Source organism: Acetobacter tropicalis (assembly GCF_001580915.1).
Classification (GTDB): Bacteria; Pseudomonadota; Alphaproteobacteria; order Acetobacterales; family Acetobacteraceae; genus Acetobacter; species Acetobacter tropicalis.
This window is the reverse complement of record NZ_LHZQ01000216.1, coordinates 21,178-44,907: the sequence shown is the minus strand read 5'-3', so window position 1 is coordinate 44,907 and position 23,730 is coordinate 21,178. Positions and strand designations below refer to the sequence as shown.

General features: G+C 51.2%; 18 protein-coding genes. 15 read left to right on the top strand and 3 right to left on the bottom strand.

Annotated elements, in window-relative coordinates:
* The first annotated feature begins 3 nt into the window (after positions 1 to 3).
* From nuoL to AD944_RS12040, 4 genes are all read left to right on the top strand, one after another.
* Positions 4 to 1,962 (top strand): NADH-quinone oxidoreductase subunit L, encoded by a 1,959-nt coding sequence (nuoL, locus tag AD944_RS12055; RefSeq protein WP_045543661.1) that lies wholly within the window; start codon positions 4 to 6, stop codon positions 1,960 to 1,962.
* Positions 1,959 to 3,467, top strand: coding sequence for a complex I subunit 4 family protein (locus tag AD944_RS12050; RefSeq protein ID WP_045543662.1), 1,509 nt, complete (start codon positions 1,959 to 1,961; stop codon positions 3,465 to 3,467). The genes nuoL and AD944_RS12050 overlap by 4 nt, the downstream gene beginning before the upstream one ends.
* On the top strand, positions 3,464 to 4,930 hold the full coding sequence (locus AD944_RS12045) for an NADH-quinone oxidoreductase subunit N (protein ID WP_045543663.1): 1,467 nt from the start codon (positions 3,464 to 3,466) through the stop codon (positions 4,928 to 4,930). The genes AD944_RS12050 and AD944_RS12045 overlap by 4 nt, the downstream gene beginning before the upstream one ends.
* Before the next feature lie 80 nt (positions 4,931 to 5,010).
* Positions 5,011 to 5,532, top strand: a complete 522-nt coding sequence (locus tag AD944_RS12040) for a CBS domain-containing protein (RefSeq protein WP_045543664.1) — start codon at positions 5,011 to 5,013, stop codon at positions 5,530 to 5,532.
* 146 nt (positions 5,533 to 5,678) lie between these two features.
* On the opposite strand, the gene AD944_RS12035 is transcribed toward AD944_RS12040, so the two are convergent.
* The 3 genes from AD944_RS12035 to exbB are packed head-to-tail and all read right to left on the bottom strand — an operon-like array spanning position 5,679 to position 7,732.
* Positions 5,679 to 6,530 (bottom strand): energy transducer TonB, encoded by an 852-nt coding sequence (locus AD944_RS12035; RefSeq protein ID WP_045543665.1) that lies wholly within the window; start codon positions 6,528 to 6,530, stop codon positions 5,679 to 5,681.
* Positions 6,527 to 6,976, bottom strand: coding sequence for a TonB system transport protein ExbD (exbD, locus tag AD944_RS12030; RefSeq protein WP_045543666.1), 450 nt, complete (start codon positions 6,974 to 6,976; stop codon positions 6,527 to 6,529). The genes AD944_RS12035 and exbD overlap by 4 nt, the downstream gene beginning before the upstream one ends.
* Positions 6,977 to 6,982: 6 nt before the next feature.
* Positions 6,983 to 7,732 (bottom strand): tonB-system energizer ExbB, encoded by a 750-nt coding sequence (gene exbB, locus AD944_RS12025; protein WP_045543667.1) that lies wholly within the window; start codon positions 7,730 to 7,732, stop codon positions 6,983 to 6,985.
* Between the two features lie 852 nt (positions 7,733 to 8,584).
* On the opposite strand from exbB, the gene AD944_RS12020 reads away from it, so the two are divergent.
* The 11 genes from AD944_RS12020 (at position 8,585) to AD944_RS11970 (ending at position 23,706) form a co-directional block, all read left to right on the top strand.
* Entirely contained in the window at positions 8,585 to 9,196 is a 612-nt protein-coding gene (locus AD944_RS12020) for a tetratricopeptide repeat protein (RefSeq protein WP_236709338.1), read from the top strand.
* A gap of 299 nt (positions 9,197 to 9,495) precedes the next feature.
* On the top strand, positions 9,496 to 10,179 hold the full coding sequence (locus AD944_RS12015; RefSeq protein ID WP_045543668.1) for a Fe2+-dependent dioxygenase: 684 nt from the start codon (positions 9,496 to 9,498) through the stop codon (positions 10,177 to 10,179).
* Positions 10,180 to 10,907: 728 nt separating this feature from the next.
* Positions 10,908 to 12,326, top strand: coding sequence for an LLM class flavin-dependent oxidoreductase (locus AD944_RS12010; protein WP_045543669.1), 1,419 nt, complete (start codon positions 10,908 to 10,910; stop codon positions 12,324 to 12,326).
* A 1-nt stretch (position 12,327) separates the two neighbouring features.
* Positions 12,328 to 13,494 carry an FMNH2-dependent alkanesulfonate monooxygenase gene (gene ssuD / locus AD944_RS12005; protein ID WP_045543670.1) on the top strand — a complete coding sequence of 389 codons (1,167 nt, stop codon included), beginning with the start codon at positions 12,328 to 12,330 and terminating at the stop codon, positions 13,492 to 13,494.
* 2 nt (positions 13,495 to 13,496) lie between these two features.
* Positions 13,497 to 14,927, top strand: a complete 1,431-nt coding sequence (locus tag AD944_RS12000) for an FAD/NAD(P)-binding protein (protein WP_045543671.1) — start codon at positions 13,497 to 13,499, stop codon at positions 14,925 to 14,927.
* Between the two features lie 36 nt (positions 14,928 to 14,963).
* Complete coding sequence (locus AD944_RS11995; protein WP_045543672.1) at positions 14,964 to 15,497, top strand: flavin reductase; 534 nt, start codon at positions 14,964 to 14,966, stop codon at positions 15,495 to 15,497.
* A gap of 135 nt (positions 15,498 to 15,632) precedes the next feature.
* Positions 15,633 to 17,879: a TonB-dependent receptor family protein gene (locus AD944_RS11990; RefSeq protein WP_045543673.1), complete on the top strand. Its 2,247-nt coding sequence runs from the start codon at positions 15,633 to 15,635 to the stop codon at positions 17,877 to 17,879.
* 18 nt (positions 17,880 to 17,897) lie between these two features.
* Positions 17,898 to 19,280, top strand: coding sequence for an LLM class flavin-dependent oxidoreductase (locus AD944_RS11985; RefSeq protein ID WP_045543674.1), 1,383 nt, complete (start codon positions 17,898 to 17,900; stop codon positions 19,278 to 19,280).
* A 27-nt stretch (positions 19,281 to 19,307) separates the two neighbouring features.
* On the top strand, positions 19,308 to 20,564 hold the full coding sequence (locus AD944_RS11980; protein ID WP_045543675.1) for an SfnB family sulfur acquisition oxidoreductase: 1,257 nt from the start codon (positions 19,308 to 19,310) through the stop codon (positions 20,562 to 20,564).
* A gap of 203 nt (positions 20,565 to 20,767) precedes the next feature.
* Positions 20,768 to 22,018, top strand: a complete 1,251-nt coding sequence (locus AD944_RS11975; protein ID WP_045543676.1) for an acyl-CoA dehydrogenase family protein — start codon at positions 20,768 to 20,770, stop codon at positions 22,016 to 22,018.
* 26 nt (positions 22,019 to 22,044) lie between these two features.
* Positions 22,045 to 23,706 carry an ABC transporter substrate-binding protein gene (locus tag AD944_RS11970; protein ID WP_052427301.1) on the top strand — a complete coding sequence of 554 codons (1,662 nt, stop codon included), beginning with the start codon at positions 22,045 to 22,047 and terminating at the stop codon, positions 23,704 to 23,706.
* Positions 23,707 to 23,730 lie beyond the last annotated feature (24 nt).

Below are 23,730 nucleotides of genomic sequence, written 5' to 3'. Positions count from 1 at the left end.
ACCATGTCCTACCTTCTTCCGCTGCTGGTTTTTCTTCCCCTGGCGTCAGCACTCTTTCTCTTCACCACGGCGGGGAAGATTTCTGCACAGACCGTTGGATTTGTGGCAGCCAGCGCTATCGGGCTTTCCGCACTTTGCAGCATTGTGCTTGCAGGTGCTTTTCTCACTTCGGCTCCTTCAACTCCCCTTCAGATCACGCTTTGGGAGTGGATGCACACGCAAGAGTTTTCTGCTGATATTGCCTTTGCTCTTGACCCCATTTCCCTTCTGATGATCCTCGTTGTCACGATCGTCGGATTTCTGATCCATCTTTACGCTATACGCTATATGGAAGAAGAACCGGGCATAGCACGGTTTTTTGGCTGCATGACTCTGTTTGTCTCAGCCATGCTAGTTCTGGTGCTGTCTTCAGACCTGCTCTGTCTCTTCATTGGATGGGAAGGCGTTGGCATATGCTCCTACCTACTTATCGGCTTCTGGTACGAGAACCCGCGCAATACTGCCGCAGCCCGCAAGGCGTTCTACATGACACGTATCGGAGACGCCGCCATGCTGTGCGGTCTCCTTATTTTGGCGACATCAACAGGCTCGCTCCAGACACACACTGTTCTGACCGCTCTGGGCGCAGGTACTATCGCTCCGCAGACTTTGACCGCCGCCGCATTATTTCTTCTGGTAGGAGGCTTGGCTAAATCTGCCCAAATTCCATTCCAGACCTGGCTGCCCGATGCCATGGCAGGCCCCACACCTACCTCCGCCCTTATCCATGCGGCCACAATGGTAACAGCCGGTATCTATCTTATTGCCCGGCTACATTTGCTCTTTGCAGCGGTCCCCCTTGTCATGATGCTAACGGCCATTATTGGAGCTTTGACAATCCTGATGGCTGCCTGCACCGCGCTTGTACAAACAGATCTCAAACGTATCCTTGCCTGGTCTACCATCAGCCAGCTTGGCTATATGTTTCTCGCCCTCGGCACAGGGATCTGGCAGGCCGCCGTTTTCCATTTGATGACCCATGCCTTTTTTAAAGCGCTTCTGTTTCTTACAGCAGGTGCCATTATCGCACGCCTTCATCATGAGCAGGATATTTTCCGCATGGGAGGGCTATATCGTAGCATGCCCGGGCTTACCGCAGCGTTTCTGGCTGGGGCTGCCGCTCTGGCGGGGCTGCCTCTGGTTACATCCGGTTTTTACAGCAAGGAAATGATCCTCTCCAGCATCTGGAGCGCCCATTTTCCTCTCGCCCCTCTGTTCCTTCCACTTGCTCATATTCTGTGGGGTATGGCTCTTGCAGGTGCGTTTCTCACAGCACTGTATATTTCCCGTTGTGTTTTCATAGTGTTTTTCGGCCCTTCTCGTACAGCCGCATCCGGCTCGACCCCGCGTCTTATGGCTATTCCGCTTGCGTGCCTCTCCTTTCTTTCCCTATTTGGAGGAGTCATCGAAATGCCCGACACACTTGCCCCAATTCACCTTTTCACTCGGTTTCTTTCCTCCCCCTTTCCCCATGCGGAAGAACCAGTCTGGCTTGTTCTAACTGGCGGCTCAGTGCCCATTGCGGGCATTGTCATTGCGTGGATATTGTGGGGCCGCGCCACTCCCGTCATGCAGGAGATTCCCGGCCAGAGTACCATTATCCGCATGGCCAAAGAAGGCTGGGGCGCCGATGCCTTGTATGATTTTCTCTTCGTGCAGCCTTTCCGGTTTCTGGTCTGGCTTACCCGGCATGATATTCTGGACTACCTCATTCTCGGCATAGGCAGAATGACCCGCGCTATCAGCACTTTTTTTGAGACTGCCAGAACGCGCTCTCTCACCCTCTTTTCCGGAAAAACCATACTATTCTTACATGAAGGAGATGCTCTTCTGGCCAGGTTTCAAAACGGACGTGTTCGCTGGTATGCCGCATGGATTGTCGCAGGTCTCTGCGCGGCTCTGGTCTCGGGAGTTGTATCATGAGCCCGCTCCCGGCCCTTGTGCTTCTGCCCTTGCTAGGGGGCGCGGTTGCCTGGCTGGCTGACCGTTCAAGCACCACCGGCACCTCCTCTGCCAGAAAGATTTCCTGGCGCATTACCCTGATGGTGCTCACATTGGAAACAGTGCTTTTGCTCATTACCACCTTTGGGCAACACTCCTATCAGGGACCATGGCTGGATCATTTTTCTATCCCGTGGATACCCATCATGGGCATTTCGTTCCAACTGGATATGGACGGTCTTTCCCTTTCCTTGCTGTGGCTCACTCTCATTCTCTCATTTCCTTGTGTTCTTCTGGCTACGCGCAAAATAGACACCAATGCTGGCGCTTTTCATTTTCTGTTTCTGGCGGCCCTTACCGGCATTACCGGGACTTTTCTCGCCACGGACCTTTTTTTATTCTTTTTCCTTTGGGAACTGATGCTGGTTCCCATGTTTGTTCTGATCTCCGCCTGGGGGCATGAAGACAGACACCGCGCCGCAATCCGGTTCTTTCTTTTCACTCAAGGCAGCGGTCTTCTCATGCTCCTGTCTATTCTTGGTCTTGTTATCACGCATTATCGGCAAACCGACGTACTCACGTTCGATTATTTCACGCTTGCCCACACCCACCTTTCCTCTTTTCTTTCCATGGTGCTCATGCTGGGGTTCTTTATCGCTTTTGCGGTGAAGCTTCCCGTTGTGCCGGTCCATGTCTGGCTGCCAGCCGCCCATACGCAGGCTCCTACAGCCGCCAGTGTGCTCCTTGCAGGCCTTATGCTCAAAACTGGTGGCTACGGCATGATCCGCTTCAATCTCATGCTGTTTCCAGAAACAGCACTCCGCTTTGCTCCGGTTGCCATGGGGCTTGGTGTTGCAGGCATTCTTTACGGGGCGTGGCTGTCCTGCGCTCAAAATGATGTCAAACGCCTGATCGCCTATAGCAGCATCAGCCATATGGGTTTTGTTATGCTCGGTATTTTTACCGGGTCAAATACAGGGCTTCAGGGCGCTATTGTGCAGATGCTGGCGCATGGCCTGAGCACAGGCGCTCTCTTCCTCATCGCCGGGTCCATTCAGGACCGTCTCCATACACGCGATATGGCACAAATCGGCGGCCTCTGGGCCTCCTGGCCACGCCTTTCAAGCGCAGGACTATTTTTTGCTGTGGCATCGCTCGGCATGCCTGGTTTTGGAAACTTCACCGGTGAATTTCTAGTGTTGCTGGCAACATGGCACGTCAACTCCATTGTTGCCGCACTCACAACAGCCGGATTGGTGCTTGCCGCCATTTATTCCCTGCGGATGGTAAACCGTATCTTTCTGGCCCCTACCAGAACCCCACCACTGCACGCCACAGATTTCTCCATAGGGCAGATGTCCGTGCTGGGTGTACTTATGGTCCTTCTTGTCCTGCTAGGCGTACATCCCCAACCTGTCATGACCTTGTCTTTGCCATCTTCTCTTTCCACCGCAGCGCCATCTAGTGGAGGAGATTACGGACAATGATCACTCATGATTTGTTCCTTCCCTTGCCGCTTCCTATCCTGTCTCTCGGCACCATGCTTCTCCTAGGGAGTATCGCATGGCACCGCTCTCTTACGCGCAGTCTGGCAATTGGCTTCTTCACTCTCGTTCTTGCTCTTGGTGGCCTCAATTATCATCTGGGCTCCCCACAGGTGGAAGGGGCATCGCTCTTCGTTCACGATCGCTGGGGAAACTATACGGCTCTTCTGATCCTGCTTTCCTCACTCTGCATTCTTCTCATGTCATGGCGTGATTTACATCACGACAAAACGCACCCAATGGATGAATATCCTCTCCTGCTTGTTCTCGGCACACTGGGGGCCATCACTATGGTCTTCAGCACAAATTACCTCCCCTTTTTTCTGGGGGTGGAAATACAGGCCCTCTCCCTCATGGGGCTTGTCGCTTCCCGCCCCTACTACTTTGCACAGGCCACTGAAGCATCCATGAAATATCTTATTCTTTCTGGTGTGTCTTCTGCCATTCTTCTTTTTGGTATTGGCTTGGCCTACGCCACAACAGGCTCCCTGTATTTCAGCCCTCCCCCTGCCAGCCCTGATAATACCATACCCGCTATTGCCACCATCATGATCCTTGTTGGAGTTTTTTTTAAACTCTCTGCTGTTCCTTTCCATATGTGGCTGCCGGATGTAATGGAAGGCTCCCCTCCCCCAGTTGCGGCTTTCATGGCCGTTGTTTCAAAAATAGCTATTTTCTCGTCACTCGTCCGCTATTTCGGAACAGAAGAAACGCCAGTATATCTACACGGCATCTTGTTCACCGTCATCATTCTGACCATTCTGGGCGGCAATATACTGGCGTTGCGTCAGACCAATCTCATTCGCCTTCTGGCCTATTCCTCAATCGCCCATGTCGGTTATTTACTGATTGCTTTTTTCTCCCCAGGTCAGCTCAGATCAGAAGCCATCACCCTTTATCTGGCAGCCTATGCCGCCAGCACATTAGGAATTTTTGCCATCATTTGCGCATTTTCTTGGGCCGAGAACTCGAATGGCAGCCACATTCCAAAATGGAAAGGACTGTTTTACACACGCCCTTTTCTCGCCACAACCTTATCCCTGATGCTTCTTTCCCTTGCGGGCATTCCTCCTGGAATTGGTTTTTTTGCAAAATTTGAAGTTGCTGCAACAGGGGTGGAACGTCAGCAAACGCTTCTTCTGGCCACCCTTGTAGTCGGAAGCATTATTGGCCTTTACTATTATCTGTATGTTATCCGCACTCTTATGGGAGCACAGAACACACCCTCTTTGCCCGTTAAAGAAGGCCACTCCCCGGAACTGACAACCCTTATTGTCGTTTTAACTCTTATAGTGGTTGTAGGTGGAATTTTCCCTGCACGAATGATTCCCCAAGTTTTGCCTTCACCCACATCCCCTCAAAACGGGTTGATAAACGATCCGGTTCACGAGCCTGAAAATTCTTAAACGCCTGATATAAAAATAAGGCTTACTTTATCTAAGACAAAACAATCTGGAGTCACAAAAAATACAGAAGGAATAGGTCGATGTCTTATCGTGTTTTTCATATTCTGGCACAAAAGGGAAATGTGGTCCTTACCGTCAAGGAAAATGATCCTGTCCTCTCCATTGCCAATTTACTGATCCGCCATAATATTGGTGGCGCTCCCGTTGTTGATACAAATGGCGCTCTGGTCGGGATGATCTCTGAACGAACCATTGTGTCGGCACTTTCCCAACATGGGCCGAGCATTTTTTCCCTGACAGCAAAAGAGATTATGTTGACAGAGATACCAATAGCGTCTCCTGATGACAGTATATTTGATATCGCCTGCCGGATGACATGGTCACGCAGCCGCCACGTGCCCGTTGAAGAAGAGGGTAAACTCGTCGGGTTGATCAGTATTGGTGATATCGTAAAACTGCGCGCCGAAAACGCAGAGCAGGAAGTGCAGGAACTTCAGGACTACGTTACTGGTAGTAACCACGCTGCAGTTAACCCACGCAGCACTATGATCCCTTCCGCTTGCGAAACGCCAACTGAAAGGCTTAGTAAACACAAAAACTGAACCACAAAACCTGTTGAACAGAAAAGCGCACTCTGAGCCCAAAATTAAACGTGTAACACCCTTAATAAAACCCCTTGGTTCTTGTCATAGAGATACAAAAGACCGAACATTCATTAAATCCATTGTACTTTCTAATCTTATTTTTCTTATTCAAGATAAAATTCTATTGGAACTGTCAGTGTAATAGGGTCTCCCTCCACACTATCAGGAGGGATGGGAAGCGGCTCTGCCCGATGTACGAGCGCGACTGCTTCCTGATCCAGAAGAGAATGACCTGAACTATTTTTGATCTGCGCCGATAATACATGCCCTTTCCTGTCCATGGCAAAATGGAGCATAGGAACACCTTCCTGATGTTCCGCCATCGCTACTGCCGGATAACGCTTGTATTTCTCCAATCTGGCCAGCAGGTCACTTTGCCATGTAGCCGGGCTTTGAGACGCATGTGAAGAAGACGCACCTGCTGCCGGAGCAGCCTGAGCCGGTGCGGGCAGCGCTTCCGTAGACGGGGGAGCCGTAGTCTGCTCTGCGGGTGGTGTCCTGTCCGGTACCGGCTTTTTCTGGTGCGTCGCGGGCTTGTGCGTTTTTACAACCTTTCGCTGCTTTTCAGGTTTGGGTACGGGTACAGGCGGGGTAGGCGCAGGAGACAGTGGCGCAGCTATCTTTGGCGGCTCTTCCGGGGCCGTATCCGGTTCAGAGAGGGTCTGTTTCGGACCCGGCGGCACATCCGTTGGTAGAGAGGGCGCAGAGGCAGGCACTGGCGCCAGATCAATGGCAATCGCCGCTGGCGGAGGTTCGGGCACCGGCACCGCAACTGGTGGCAACCGCGTGATCCATGCCACCGCCCCCCCCGAAACCATCAGAACTGCCAGAAACGATACCCCCCAACGAAAAACTTCCTCCCGTTGGCTGCGGCGCGCCTGGGCGCACTCCCACTCCATAAAGGACACCGGCAAAAGGGATATTTCCCCCGTCCCTGCCGCAACTTCCTTATTCATTGACTACTCCCGGATGGAGGCGCCGCCCCCTCCTCCTGCCCTTGCAAATTGACAAGAGCGACCTTGAGGTATCCGGCAGTGCGTAGATTATCCATCACGCCCATCAACGTTCCATAATCTACCGTCTTGTCCGCACGCAGAAAAATACGTTCATCCTTGTTTCCTTTTGTCGCAGCCTCCAGTGCTCCGGTAAGGGCCTCGGCTTGTATGTCTTCCTGACCAAGAGCCAGCCCATGATCGGCCTTGACTGTCAAAAATACAGGATCATCCGGCCGGGGTGTGGGTTTTTCAGTAGAAGACGGAAGATCAACTGGCACATTGACCGTTGTCAGGGGGGCGGTGACCATGAAGATCACCAGCAGAACCAGCATCACATCAATAAACGGTGTGACATTGATCTCGTTTACTTCATGAGGGGTCTCATCAGTATGCCGAATGCGGATCATGCACCGTCACTCCCCAGCCATGCGGCTGACATCCAGACGCACCACCTGCCCGGTCTCCCCTTGTGCCTGCATCCGGCCCAGATCCCGCGAGACCAGCCGCATGACCAGTGATGTGAGATCTGCCACCTGTGCCCGGCATGCGGCAGACTGCCGGGCCAGATGATTATAAATGACAACTGCCGGGATGGCCGCAACAAGCCCCAACGCCGTTGCCAACAAAGCCTCGGCAATACCGGGTGCCACCACCGCAAGGCTGGTCGCCTTACTGGCGGCAATGCCGGTAAAGGAAGTCATAATCCCCCACACCGTACCGAACAGACCGATAAAAGGCGATGTTGCACCAATAGTTGCCAGTAAACCCGTGCCCCGCATCAAACGGCGGCCTTCAGCAGCTTCCAGACGTTCAAGATGCAGAACAATTCGCTCCTTCAAACCATCACGATCCTCAGGAATATCTTGCGAGCGCACCCGCTCTGTCTCTGCAGCCATCACCAGCGTATGCGCAATCCCTGCACCACGCGTATGCTCCTCCCCCAGATCCAACGTTCCTGCTTCTTCCAGCGCACGCTCCGCCTTGCCCAGCTTTGACCTCAGCCGTACTAGCTCAACCGATTTGGCAATAAAAACAGTCCAGGTAATTACGGACGCCAAAGCCAGAAGAATCATGACACACCGAACAACTGGCCCGGCATTCAGAAACATGTCCCATGGAGAAAATGAAACATTGGTCAAAGATGAAGACGCTGATATTGCCATGAGAAAACAAGCACTTTCGCAAGTATAGGAAAATACGATGACATAGAGGGATTACGGGATGCAGGTTTTAGAACCCACACGCCAACACAGCCCTGTTGCTCACGCACAGAGAAAATTCCAGACAGCAGATAACAAATGCTTTCAAAAGACGAAAGTGCGAATCACTATCATTATTACCATATGTGAGATGCTCACCCCTAAGCAGCAAGATAGATAAGACTTTCCTTCAAGAAATTTCGCACGCAATATCACTATAACCTATTGAAAAATTTGATATTTATAGCAGTCGCGTTTGAAGCACTCTTCTCCGAAGCAATTTTTCCTGTGGCGGCAAAAACACACTGCTCCCCGCGGCTTTGTTCCCCATTGATAATCGTTTGCTTTTCTTTATGCGAATGATTATTAAAAACATAACTGACAGTTATTCAGTGAAAGATGAACCTGCGACCCCGATCAGCGAGAAGACAATCATAAGAGTTGATCCCAAAAACAGGAAAATAGAGAGAAATAAACATAGATTTTGCGTCAAAAACGTCCAGTTACATAAAATACTGTAGGAAAACACATCAGTATGCCCTTTTTATTATCGCATTCAGATAAAACCTCATGCGATTTTAAGGACCAATACCATGTCGCCGCGTCTCTTGCGTATACTGACACCTTCCCCACGATATCCTTTATCAACCCAAAAACCGGCATTTCCCTTCATGACCCCTGTTTTTTCTTGTAGAAACTGCCATGAAGCCCTCCTTGCATAACACTCCGACAGACAACACACTCCCCCCTCCGGAAGTGACCGCTCCGACAGCATCCAGCAAGACGCCTCTATGTGAGGTCAGTGTGCAACTCCTCTTGGCGCAGATCCATGTTAACAATGGTCGCCTGACGGATGCATTTAATATGTTTGAAGTGGCGGCGCGGTCAGCTGATCCTCGCGCACTAAACATGCTTGGCCGCGCTTACGAAAGAGGCTGGGGTGTTACACGCAATCCATCAACCGCCGCCACCTATTTTTCCCATGCAGCCTCATTAGGGGATGCGTGGGCTATGTTTAACCTTGCTGATCTTTACATGGCGGGTGACGGTGTTCCCTTCGACATCCCAAAAGCTTATGACTTGTATCTATCGGCCGCGCAAAATGGTGTCACCAAAGCCTTCACTATGCTTGGGCTTATTATAGAAGATGGTGCCATCCCCAATGCTGAACCGGACGCTGCCGTAAAACTGTTTGAGGCTGCCGCAAATGCTGGAGATTGCTGGGGTTATTTGAATATGGCACGGCATCATCTTTCCTCCAATAACATTGATCCTGCATTACACTGCTTTTCTCGTGCGTTGGATCTTGGGTTTCATGATGTCTTCCTCGCAACAGAACGTCTTCTTGCAAACAGGAAAGAACCTCGTTTTCAGAACGTTGTTGATAGAGCAAAACACTACTTGAAACGTCCATCAGCAGAAAGATAACCCTCTGTCTTCGTTATTTCTGGAATGCTCCTGCGACCATGCCCCTAAAAATCTTGAACCCCGCCAGGATGTGCTTGATCCTATATTGTTCTGGACAGTCGCCTCCCCCCCCCTATGGCAAACCCGAAACTCAGGATATCTTACCTCGTAAAGGCATTCCTGGCTTCCAGAACATATTTGATGGCAACCAACACGCTCCAGTCAGCCTTGGACCTGCGGTAAAAATCTTCAGGTCACCTCAGGATGCTGCCGCACATAGGTGCACGACACACTTCCTCTAACCCACACAGAAAAATAGCATGCTTGTTCATATTCCCAATCTACTCACCCGCGAAGAAGTCTCTTATTGCCTCACCACATTGGAGCAATCACAATGGATTGATGGAAAGGTGACGGCAGGAGACCAGTCAGCCAAGGCAAAATTCAACCTTCAAGTTCCGCAGGAAAGCGTCGAAAGCCGAGAACTGGGAGATCTGGTTTTACGCGCATTAGGGCGTAACCCTCTTTTCAATAGCGCGGCTTTGCCCTTACGGGTTTTTCCTCCCCTTTTTAATCGATATGATGAAGGAATGCGTTTTCACACGCATGTAGATAATGCCATCCGCCCCCTGCCCGGAACCGGCTTCCGCATCCGCACAGATGTCTCCTCCACGTTATTTTTAAGTGATCCTGCTGACTATGATGGTGGAGAACTGATTATTCAGGATACCTTCGGCACCCAGAAAATCCGCCTCCCCGCAGGAGATATGGTGCTCTACCCGTCCACCAGCCTGCATAGCGTAAGTCAGGTAACACGCGGCAGCCGCTGGGCTTCCTTCTTCTGGTCCCAATCCATGGTTCCAGACAACACGCAGCGCACACTCCTCTATCAGTTTGACATGTCGATCATAGAAACCCGCAAACATCTGCCAGATGATCATCCTGCCGTCCTTGGTTTGACAGCCACATATCATAATCTTCTCCGGCAATGGGCAGAACTCTGAACTCCTGTTTGAAGCACCATTTGGTGTTCAAACAGGTCAACAGTACATTACCAAATCTGGAAAATTCCAGACAAACCATTTGACCTGGTTACAAGAGAAATCCGCCAAGGGATTTTCGGTGGCATAGACAGGAAATGAAGGCTGCCAGAGCACCCACAACAAACAACAGTAGCCTCTGCTGTTACCTCCCTGCTTAACAAATCACGATCACACAGCCTTCTAACAACTCTGTGTTCTTAAAGGACAGCAGGAGCCGGTCGATAGGAACATTTCCTTTTTCACCTTGCCCCTTCAATTCGCAGAAAAGCGCATCAGTTCCTTTCAGCCATCAAAAATCTTTCCCTATATGTGGCATCTTCCGCATGCCAGACGAACACACCCCTCACCCATTCGATCAAAATCAACAGTTCATAACTGTTTCGGGAAGAGAGGGAGCTATTCGGTTTAAGGCGCACGACGCCTCATATTCCGACATAATTGTGCATTATTTTTTGTGGAACTAATTTTTTATGTGCTTTTATGTTTGACTCATTAACATTCGTTGTTAATATAAATTATATACTATTTATTATAGTTGTTTATGGGATTCTGCCGTGCTGCCGTTGTTGTATTTACCTTCTTTGGCATCTTGCCACACCGCCCGTCGAGCGCCGTCTTTGCTACCACGCGTGATGCCCTGCCCTCACCACCATCCATAAGACACACTTCTTTCAGCGTGAGCCAAAGTCATGAAACAACTGCACGTAAATCTGTTTGAAATGGCTTGCGTGAGCCACATTGTGCATGGCATGTGGCGCGCGCCAGGCAATAACCGCCATCGCTATAGTGAAATGGACTACTGGCTAGAAACAGCTAAATTGGCTGAACGCGGGCTGTTTGATGCCGTTTTTCTAGCTGATGTGGTCGGCACGTATGACAGATTTGGTGAAAGCAATGATGCGGCCCTACGGGGAGGGGTGCAGATCCCTAATCTTGACCCCCTCATGCTTGTTCCCGCCATGGCGGCTGTTACCAAAAATCTTGGCTTTGGCGTAACATTCTCCACCACCTATGAACCTCCCTTTGCCTTTGCACGGCGTATGGGAACCCTTGATTTGCTGACAAAGGGCCGAGTGGGGTGGAATGTCGTCACCTCCTATTTGAAAAGTGCAGCCCAGAATTTTGGTCTGGACGATGAAATCCCGCACGATAACCGTTATGCCATCGCCGATGAATACATGGATGTCCTCTACAAACTGTGGGAAGGCAGTTGGGATGAAGACGCAGTCCTGAAAGATGCCACCACCGGGGTTTATACAAACCCGGCCTCCGTCCGGTCCATTCATCATACAGGCCAACATTTCCGCGTTGCGGGGCCTCATCTGGTTGAGCCTTCCCGTCAGAGAACCCCTGTTCTTTTCCAGGCAACAGGTTCACCCGCAGGATTGGAATTTGCGGCACGTCATGCAGAAGTCGTATTTATTGGGGGCCGCACAACCGAGGAAGTGCGACATAACATCGCCACCACACGCCAACGTGCCGTTGCCCATGGCCGCCAACCTGATGATATCCGCTTCATCGTGATGGCAGGCATTATTGTGGATGAAACCGATGCGCAGGCAGCCAGAAAACTGGAGCATTACCGCAACTACTATAGCGTCGAAGGCGCTCTGGTTCATGCGCAGGCCGAAATTGATTTACGCCACTATGATGTCAATGAACGGATTGGCGATGTACTCCTCCGTGAGGGGCTCAGCTTTGGGAATATGGGGCGCCGCTTTCGTCCGGAGCAAACAATTGGCAGCGCGCTCAAACAGATTGCCTCTTTTGATGAAGGCCGTTTTTTTGTTGCCGGCTCCCCGAACACCGTAGCCAACCAGATTGAAAACTGGCTGGACGTAGATGGTATTGATGGCATCAACCTCCGCCAATACCACTCTTTTGATACCGCACAGGATTTCATCTCCCTCGTCGTGCCGGAACTGCAAAAAAGAGGCCGTTACCGTACAGCCTACACGCAGGACGAGACCCTGCGCGAACGTCTCTTTGAAGCGGGCAGAGCCAGGCTCCCAACGCAACATTTTGGCAGCCGCTACCGTAACCCGGATAATCTGAAAGCACCTGCAGCTCCCCTCTTTTCTTCTTTGCCCTTTTCTAAGGCGTCCTGATATGTCTTTTTCTATTCCCGATAAAATCAACGTTCTATGGTTTCTACCTACCCATGGAGATAGTCGGTATCTGGGCACCCAGAAGGGAGGACGCCCGGTCGATCTCCCTTATCTGCAACAGGTCGCCAAAGCCGCTGATACCCTCGGCTATTACGGCGTTTTGATTCCAACCGGTCGGAGTTGCGAAGATAGTTGGGTGGTGGCTTCCGCTCTCGCCCCCATCACGGAACGGTTGCGCTACCTTATTGCCGTGCGCCCGGGCCTGCTTTCCCCTACCCTTGCTGCGAGAATGACGGCCACCCTTGACCGTTTTTCAGCAGGTCGTCTTCTGATCAACATTGTGACCGGTGGGGACCCTGCTGAAAACGCAGGTGACGGTTTTTTTGCAGATCATGCAACACGCTATGAAATCACAGATGAGTTTCTCGACATCTACCGCGCACTACTGCGCGGAGAACACGTCAATTATATCGGTAAGCATTTCAAAATAGAGGATGGCCACATCCTGTTCCCCTCTTTTCAGAAAAATGGGCCGCCTCTCTATTTTGGTGGCTCCTCTGAAGCCGGAGCACACGTTGCCGCCAAACATATTGATAAATATCTGACATGGGGTGAGCCTCCAGCGTTAGTCGCTGAAAAAATAGCCAAAGTGCGTAAGTTGGCAGAAAAGCAGGGCCGAGACATATCTTTTGGCATTCGCCTTCACGTTATTGTTCGGGAAACCGAACGTGAAGCATGGCAGGAAGCAGACCGCCTGATCAGCCATCTGAGTGATGAAACAATCTCCAAGGCTCAGAAGGTTTTCGCCCGCATGGATTCCGTGGGTCAAGCGCGCATGAGCGCTCTCCATGGAGGCAAGCGGGACAAACTTGAAATCAGTCCCAATCTGTGGGCGGGCGTCGGTCTCGTGCGTGGCGGAGCAGGTACTGCCCTTGTAGGAGACCCTGCTACCGTTGCCGAACGCATTGATGAGTATCGTCGGCTGGGTATAGATAGTTTCATATTCTCCGGCTATCCCCATCTGGAAGAAGCCTACCAGTTTGGCGAACTGGTCCTTCCGCTTCTACCAACAGCACACCCCATCAGGGCAACTTCCAACCTGAGCAACATGGGTCCTTTTGGTGAAACCATTGCCGGAGATCACCGGCCCGGCTCTCACGCAGCCTGACCATGAGTACGCAGCCTACCAAGATTATAGCCATTATCGGCGGCGGCTTCAGTGGCGCAGCGCTGGCGTGGCATCTGCTCCAGAAACCGCATGCACCGCTTAAGGTTCTGGTGTTTGAGCCTCGCCCAACACTTGGCAGTGGCGTTGCCTATAGCGCCACGGACCCCAACCACCGGATCAATGTGCCTGCCAGCCGCATGAGTATTGATACGGCTCACCCTCTTGATTTTCTTGAATGGTTGGAAAAAACGGGGAAAAGTCAGCACGATCCTGATGCTCGGCAACCTGATGGCCACCTTTATCCTGCCCGTAAGGTCTTTGGTCAGTATGTAGCCGCCAGATTGGCTCCCCTTCTGGAAGCTCAACACCTCAGGCATATCCCCAGCGTGGTTACAGCCGCCCGTAAAACACCCAAGGGGAAATGGGGGCTGACAACTCAGGCCGGAGATATATTTGAGGCTGATATTGTCGTTATTGCTACAAGCCATCCTTCTCCTCGCCCCCCTACAGAACTTGCGGCACTCGAGCGCACTCTTTCTGCCGCTACACACCCGGTTCTGGTAACTGACCCGTGGAAGCCTGACGCCTTCCGCACAATCAAACCCGCAGACAGGGTATTGATTATCGGAACAGGCCTAAGCATGGCGGATACTGTAGCCACCTTAATAGCTCGAAAACACAAAGCGCCTCTTCTAGCTATCTCCCGGCGCGGGCAGCGGTCAAAAAGCCATAGTCGCACCCCGACCACAGCCATCGGAGATTTTCTATCCCCTCCTGCGTCGCTCACCAAAACACTGTTGCAGAAAGTGCGCGCAGCAATTGCCGCGCATCCCGATATTCCCTGGCAGGCGTTTCTTGATCGCGTACGCGAACAGGCCCCTGAAATCTGGAGCGCGCTTAACCACACCGAGCGGCAGCGGCTTATTCGTCATTTACGCCCCTTTTGGGATACGCATCGCTTCCGCATTTCGCCGCCAACAGAAAATTTTGTAGATGCTGCCATTAACAGTGGTCAACTCCGCATTCAGGCGGCGCGCCTGATAAAAGTTGAAATAAAAGGAAAGCACTTTTCCATCACCCTGCAACACCGTAATGGCCATGTGGAACGTCTGAAAGTCGAGGCCATCATTACAACAACTGGCCCCGCCCATAACAGCATTTTAAACTCACAACCCGTTTTAAAATCTCTTGCTGCTGATGGTCATATCGAAATGGACTCATCCGGCCTGGGGTTACACGTAACTACGGATGGTCATGCTCAGGTCGGCCCAAACAAGGATTCGTCTCTGTTTATTGCAGGCCCCTTGGCACGCGGACGATTTGGCGAACTGATGGGTCTGCCAGAAGTAACCGCATACGCTGAAAAACTGGCCAGAACCATTTCTACTCAGGCAGACCGAAGCGTGCTCGAAGACGCAGCTTCTCTCTCCTGATTTTATCGCTCTTTTTTTCTGTCTACGGGAAATCCGATGAACCAGTCTCTTGATCCTGCACTCCTTGAGCCACATCACACTCTCTCCTCTCAATCTTTCCGGGATGGCATGGCCCTCTTACCAGGTGCAGTGACGATTGTGACGACCGATGGAACGGCAGGACAATATGGATTTACCGCGTCTGCCGTGTGCAGTGTATCTGACGCTCCTCCAACATTGTTAGTTTGCGTCAACAAAAACACAGGTGCACACGATCCCATTCTAAAAAATGGTGTTCTTGCGGTTAATGTTTTGACCCATGCTCAACATCCTCTTTCCAATATTTTCAGCAGCCGTTCAAAACCACAGGAAACCCGCTTCGCGCAAGCAGGCTGGTCAGCACATGCCACAGGCGCTCCTCTTTTAGAAAATGCGCTGGTCGGTTTTGATTGTCGCATTGCAAATGTTGTGGATGCAGGCTCTCACTCAGTTGTTTTTGCCCATATTCTTCATGTTGAATCATCAGATGCACAACATCCGGGCCTGATCTGGTTCCGGCGCAATTATGCACACACCCATATTCCAGAATAAAACAGGACAATCAGCATGCTTCATATTTCTTTTCTTTCTGCTCTTACGCAAATTTTTACGCAGGAGATGTGTTGATGCGGCCAGTTTCTTTCTCCCCGCACATCTTATATTCCCTTGCTGACAGAAAGTATCTCCATGCTCAGGCTTTCTTTCTCACCTCTTAAAAATCATCTTTATGTCAATAGACGACTGCGTCCCAACCACGCAGTTCTGGCGTATGCGTTTCTGAGCATTCTTCCATCCTCAGCACACGCGGCTGAAGCCGGCCTTCCTCCTGTTGATCCCTCGAAACAGGGGCATCAAACGCAGCCAACTCATGCCGGCAAAGCGAGCAGCCCTACTAGGGCAACAGCCAAAGAAGAGATTTCTGTTTCAACACGGCGCCGCTCTGATGCTCAAATTGCTGAGTCTCATCTCCGCAGCATTCCTGGCGCTGCAACAGTTATTGATGCCCAACAGGTTTTAAAAGGGCGTAACCTGACCAACGCTGACGCACTGGCGTTTCAGCCCGGTGTTTTTGCGCAGGCTTCTGGTGGAGGAGATGGGCTGCGTATTTCTGTTCGAGGTTCAGGCATCCAGACAGGCGTAAACTATTTCCGTTCTGGTATGCTTATGATGTTTGACGGCCTGCCCGTTACCACCCCAGCCGGAACACCTTATGAGCTTTTTGAAAGCCTGGGCTTGCAGTATACGGAAGTGCTTCGCGGCGCAAACTCCTTTGATTATGGAGGCCTGCAACTCGGCGGTGCAATCAATTATGTTACTCAGACAGGTTATAACTCTCAAAAATATCAAGCACGCGCAGAAGCAGGCAGCTTTGGTTACGTTAAAGAACAGTTGAGTTCCGGGCAGGTTCTTGGAAAATTTGACTATTACATCAGCCTGACCAATTCTTATCGGGGCGGCTATCAACATAATACAGAAGCAACCAGCTTTGGCGTGAATGCCAATTTTGGTTATAAGTTTAATGATCGTGTGTCCACTCGTCTGTTCTTCCGTTACCGCCAGACCCGCAATGGCTGGGCCGGATTTTTAACACGAGATCAGATCCTCAAAAATCCTAAGCAAGCGCAGCAACCTTATCAGGAATGGGGCTCTGATCGTATTCAGCCCGGCACCAAATATTACGCGGATATGACCACCATTAAAATTGACGATAAATCCAAAATTGAGCTTGGATTTAACTACCAAGATGCTCCTATTGATATCCAGTACGCTCGCTTTTCGCAGGTATGGGGTTATAAAACCGTCGCCGGTGTTCTCAATTATGATCGGCATGATATTCTGGGCGGCCATAAAAGCGATACCCGCTTCGGCATTCTCACCTATACTGATCTGGAAGCCTGGCAGACAAACCGAGTACGTGTGCAGTCGGGAAATTTCGCCGGATACCCCATTGGCACATCGCTAAGGCACGTAACGTATGGCGGAACAGAAAATTATTTCCATCTTCGCAATAATACAGAACTGTTTCATAATTTCTGGCTGACAACAGCAGGCGCTCTTGCCTTCATCCAGAAATCTTCGGATGTTCCCTCTCCCGGCCCAAGCAATCCTTTTAAAACGTCTTCCATCAATTTCATTCCGCGCGCTGGTTTCCGTTACCAGCCTGACAAGCATGTCGAAATTTACGGAAATGTCAGCCGTAGCCTTCAGCCACCTAATGATTGGAACTACAACTATGCAGGTTCTTATTACCCGAGCACATCCCCGCAAGCGGGTATGAACGCAACAGCAGGAAAACTCCGTAACCAGACAGCCACCACGTTTGAAATTGGTACCACAGGCCATTACGCAGGCAACCAGTGGGCCCTAACCTATTACCATTCCTCTGTGCATAATGAATTGCTGGCTGTCATGACGCCTGAATCCGCCGCACAGGGCACATCCATTTACGGCAACGCTTCCCCTACAGAACATCAGGGCGTGGAATTTTCTCTCGATACCACACTCTACAAATGGAGGAAAAACCGTCTTTCCCTCCGCAATGCCTACACATGGCAGGATTTTCATTACAAGCATGATTCCGTCTTCGGAAAAAATCGACTCCCCGGTATTCCGGAACATTTCTACCAGGGCGGTATCAATCTGGATCTCGCCAACGGGTTTTATGCCGGATTTGATGCGCAGGTCTCCTCCAAGGTCGGCGCTGCGTATGACATGACGTATTTTGCACCCTCTTATCATATCTTTAATGCCCACCTTGGTTATTCCTGGCCGAACAAGCACAGGACTGTTTTCCTGAACTTTAATAATCTGGCCAATACCCATTACGCCTCCATTGTCGTACCCGGATATATTGCTGGCGGGTCACAGCTTTCCGTCATGCAACCTGGTGATGGGTTTGGTGTGTTTGGCGGCATTTCTCTCGGCTTTAACTGAACGGGAAAGAGAAGAAACATGGCCGAGATACGCCTGAATGCTTTTGATATGAACTGCGTGTCCCATCAAGCCAGTGGCTTATGGCGACACCCACGAGACCAGTCAGCCAACTACCGTTCACTCCGTTACTGGACTGATCTGGCCCGCACATTGGAACGCGGATTATTTGATGCCCTGTTTCTGGCAGACGTGCTGGGCGTTTATGATGTGTATGGGCAAAGCCCAGATGCTGCCTTGCGCAACGGTGCACAAATTCCAGTGAATGATCCAGCCATGCTTATTTCCGCCATGGCTGGCGTCACTGAACATCTCGGTTTTGGACTAACGGCAACTCTCTCCTACGAACACCCCTTCCCGTTCGCGCGGCGCATGTCCACGCTGGATCACCTGACCGAGGGACGTATTGGCTGGAATATTGTTACAGGTTATCTCAATAGTGCTGCCAAAAGCACGGGAAAACCGGCCCAGACAAAACATGACCAACGTTATGCCATAGCCGATGATTATCTGGACGTTGTTTATAAGCTGTGGGAGACAAGTTGGGAAAATAATGCTGTCTTACGCGACAAGCAAAGCGGTATTTTTACTGATCCCTCAAAAGTCCACCGTATTCAGCATGATGGCCCTTTTTTCTCGTTAGATGCCATTCATCTGGCCGAACCCTCGCCACAACGCACTCCTGTACTCTTTCAGGCAGGAGCCTCCCCTCGCGGGCAGCAATTCGCGGCAACACACGCAGAATGTGTGTTTATTGCTGGCCCTTCACAAGAGACTGTCACAAAGACGGTTCGCTCCTTACGTAATGCGGCACAGCAGGCAGGCCGCCCCTCCAATACTCCTTTGGTTTTCTCTCTCCTCACCATCGTCACGGCCCCGACAGAAGAAGAAGCTTTCGCAAAATATCACGATTATCAAAGCTATATTAGTGAGGAGGGCGCACTGACTCTTCTGTCCGGCTGGACCGGAGTGGATTTTTCCGTTTACAAACCCACAGATCCTGTTCGCCATATCCGCAATGATGCCATCCATTCCGCCATTGATTCTCTGACGGTCATGAACCCCGGTAAAATCTGGACGGTAGGTGAACTGGCACGGCATGCCGCTATTGGCGGTATGGGAATCACGTTTGTTGGCAGCCCAACCCAGATTGTCGATCAAATGGAACAATGGATTGATGAAACCGGCGTTGATGGTTTCAACCTGGCATATGCCGTCGCTCCCGAAACATTCGAAGATATAGTAGAGCTTATTATCCCAGAACTTCAACGGCGAGGGCGCTATAAACGCGCCTATCAAGCAGGAACCTTGCGGCACAAGCTATTTGGCGCGGGCGATCATCTTCCCGCCCAGCATGCTGGCCGTCAATTCCATGCGGCTCCTCCTTTTGCCTCTGCGCATTGATCTCAGATTTTCCAAAAAGGTTTTTCCATGCCGTCATCTGATCCATTTGTTATCGGTTCTGGCTTGCCAGTCCCTCCTCCGGTCTGGCCCCGAACCACGCCTACCGTGCGCATAGAAAGCGATATACAAGCCATTCAAATTGCGCAGGATTTTGCACATCATCTGAAACAGAACGCTGCAGAACGTGAACGGTCGGCTCGTTTTCCTTTGGATGAATTGAACCGATATTCCGCGTCTGGATTATGGGGCATCACGGTCCCTCGCGCCTATGGGGGAGCAGGTGTATCCTACGCCACCCTCGGCACAGTTGTGCAGACCATTGCCGCCGCAGATGGAGCATTAGCGCAAATAGCCCAGAACCACTGGGCTGCCGTTGCGGTGATCGCTTCCTGTGGCACACCGGAACAGCAAAAAGAACTCTTCAGCCTTATTCTTGACGGAAAACGTTGCGGTAATGCGTTTTCTGAACGAGGAAACAAAAAACTGACAGACCTCAGCACATATCTTGTGCCGCAAGGGGATCATGTCCTTATAAATGGGAAGAAATATTACTGCACGGGTGCTTTAGCTGCGGATCTGGTACCGATTGTAGCCGTTGATAAGGACGGCGTGGCGTGGCTGGCCATAGCAGACCGAGTCACGGACGGATTAACTGTCTTGAATGACTGGTCGGCCTTTGGCCAACGCCAGACAGGAAGCGGCACGGTTCTTCTTGATAATGTAAAAGTGCCGCTTACCCGCGTCTTACCGGCATGGAAGGCCTATATTCCCAAATCCCCCCGGCCCGACAGTGCAATTTCCCAGTTTATTCAGGCTGCCATTGATGGCGGGATAGCGCAGGGCGCTCTTGAAGAGACTGTTTTCTTTGTAAAAAACCGTACCCGGCCATGGATAGATAGTAACCAGGACAACGCACATGAAGATCCCTACACGCGCCATATTCTAGGGGGATTGTTTGCGCGCCTGAGTGCCTGCCGTGCCCTACTTGATGTAGCAGGAAAGAAGATTGATGCGGCACTTACTCATCCCACGCCAGAGACAGTCGCATCTGCACAAGTTTCCGTAGCTGAAGCAAAAATTTTTACCACCGAACTGGCCATAGATGCCACAAACAGGCTGTTTGAATTAGCTGGAACCGCTTCCACCGATACGCGCTATAACTTTGACCGCTACTGGCGAAACGCTAGAACGCATACGTTGCACGATCCAATACGGTGGAAATATGCCATTGTCGGAAATTATTATCTCAATGGCACAGCCCCTCCCCTGCATGCATGGAGCTAAAAAAGGGGGCTAACTTTTGAAAACAAAAGGCTTCAGAACATAAACCGCAAAACGGACATTGTAAAAAACCTATTGTTTTTCATAGACTCCCCATACAAACGAGATGGTCGTGTGAAATTTTGTTGACTATCATATTAATACGACAGATTATAGTTTTATGATCATTAATCGTATTTTTTATGTTATATAGCGAGACACGCCCCATGGTTCAGTCAACACTCCCCTCCCAATCAGGTACCGCCTCTTCCCGTTTTCAGGCGGTGTTTGACCACATAGCGGCAGGGGCTATCAACCGCGAACAAAACCGTATTCTGGCTTATGATGCCGTAGAGGAACTCCGCCAAAGCGGTTTCACTGCCCTCCGTATTCCCGCAGAACTGGGGGGGCAGAATGTCTCGTTGCAGGAAACATTTCGACTGCTGGTTAAACTCGCAGCAGCAGATTCCAATCTGCCACAAATAATACGCGCTCATTTTGCCTTTGTTGAAGGCGAACGCCAGCATCTGACCGCAGCGGCAACGCGCCCTTCAGCTATAAAATGGCTCGAAACAATCCAGGCCGGTGCGGTATTTGGTGCCGCCATGGCAGAGCTGGGTAACGCAACAGAAACCACAACCACTCTCACCCATAAAGACGGAAAATGGTACCTAAACGGTACCAAATATTATTCCACCGGCTCCATTTATGCTGATTGGATTGCCGTTGTCGCTTTACATGATGATAAACGTTACCGCGTGGCTGTGCCCACAACCGCTGCGGGGGTCACCCGTGTGGATGATTGGGACGGCTTTGGTCAGCGTCTGACAGGCAGTGGAACAACTCTCTTTGAAAATGTTGAACTGTCTGAAGAGCAGATTTACCATATCCTCCCTAAAGATGACTCTCCCATAGATCGGTTTTTTACAGCGTTCTATCAGAATTTTCACCTTGCTACGCTTGCAGGAATCGCTCAAGCGGCCTTGCGTGAAACAATAGAATTTGTGCGCCCCCGCACACGAGTCTTTGGTGTTCCGGGCCAGTCTCTCCCGCGTGAAGATCCCTTGGTGCAGGCTGTTGTTGGTCGCCTCTCCAGTCTGGCATTTGCTGCGGAAACTTTGGTCGATCGGGTGTCCGCCACGCTTGAGCAAGCGTCTCGCCTCCGTGAACAAGGGCTGCCAGACACAGTCTCTCAACAGGCAGAACTGGAAGCCTTCAAAGCCCAACAAGTTATTATTCCTCTGGTTCTGGAGGCAACCACCAGTCTGTTTGAAGTTGGCGGCGCATCTGCGAGCTCCGAAAAAAGACGGCTGGATCGGTTCTGGCGCAACGCACGTGTTCTGGCCTCACATAACCCAGCCATCAAACGGGCCCGCGAACTGGGAGATTGGGAACTAAACGGCACTCCCCTTGATTCCAGTTGGACCACCAAGGCGAAGGCGGATGCGCAAGCCACGCCGCATCTAGCTTCTGTCTGAACATCTTTTCTTACTGGCCACACGACATGCTTTCCGGACACACAGTCTCTCAGTCAGGCAAAACGCTTCTTCTGGGAGCTTTACTGGTAACTGTGTGTCTGCCTCTGGGAGCATGCCATAAAAACAAACACGCACGGCGTGCTGGCTCCCCGGTTTCGGTGGGCACCCTTATCTATGCAACAGACCGTGAACCTGTTTGCCTGGACCCGCATGTGCAGGGCGACATGCCGCAAGTTTTTGTGGCCCAGCAATATCTTGATTCGCTTGTCTCCATGGACAAGGCGGGCACTATCCATCCTTGGCTTGCGTCCAGTTGGGATATTTCGCCGGATGGATTGTCCTACACATTCCATTTAAGGTCTGATGTTACGTTTACAGATGGCACCCCTTTCACGGCAGAAGCCGTAAAAGCCAATCTTGACCACATGGTTGATCCTGCCACGCAGTCAAGCACGGCGGGTGGCTATATCCGGCAATATCATTCAACCGAAATTGTTGATTCTCATACGGCTATTGTGCACCTCAGCCGCCCTTACGCCGCGTTTCTGGAGGTGCTCGCCCAAGGTTTTCTTGGCATTGAATCTCCCCAAGCTCTTACCCGCCCGCGTGACCTGAACTGCCAGGCTCCTGTTGGCTCCGGCCCATTCCGCATTGTCAGTTGGGACCGCCAGAACAAGATCGTGTTTGACCGGAACAACGCTTATCACTGGGCTCCTCCTACGGCGCTACATGACGGCCCAGCCTATCTGGAACACGTGGAGTGGCGCTTCATCCCGGAGCCTTCTGCGCGCTTTGCCGCTGTGCAGGCCGCTGAAGTTGACGCCATTGATAGTCTGCCACCAGAAGCCGAGACACCCGCCCGCCATAATGCGGACCTGTGGGTTTTAATGGCGGATCGTCCTGGTAACCCCACCAATGGTACATTGAACATCCGACGCGCCCCTTTCAATGATCAGCTTGTAAGAGAAGCGTTTATTCGATCGACTGACATAGAAGGGGCTTTGAGCAGCGTCTTTTTTCATCATTATCGTCGCGCAGGAGGCCCGCTCACAGCGACAACACCGTTCTATTCACCCGACTTTGAACATGCGGCAGATTACAACCCCGATAAAGCAAATACTTTGCTTGATCAGGCTGGCTGGACCACCAAAGATGCTGACGGTATCCGCAAACGAAACGGACAACGCCTGACGGTTCATATCCCTCTGCGCGCCTCTCTTTCAAATTCTGAGCGGACGTTGTGGGAACAGGTACAGGCCACAGCACGCGAAACCGGATTTGATGTTTTGCTGGAAAATGCGGATGATACATCCGTCAATGCCCGCGAAGGTCAATGGGATTATGATGTGCGGGTTGGATATTGGAACACCAATACCGCAGACGTGCTGCGTATCGTCTTTTCTTCCGAATTTCTTGGTGCTGCCGGAATAGCAGGGCATCATCAGAATGAGTCCGGCTTCAGCAACCCGGAGTTTGACAGGATTGTCAACGCAGCGCTCCTGACAACAGATTCCGAACAACGACGTGACCTGTACTATCAGGCTCAGAAAATTGTTTCGGCAGCTTTCCTGCAAATCACAACCTATCCGCAAACCACACGACTGGCCATTTCAAAGCGTGTCCATGACATACGTCTGGTGCCCTCTCTGAACGTAACCACACTCTATGATGCATGGGTGGAACAATGACCCTCTTCCAAGAGACAGGCTGGT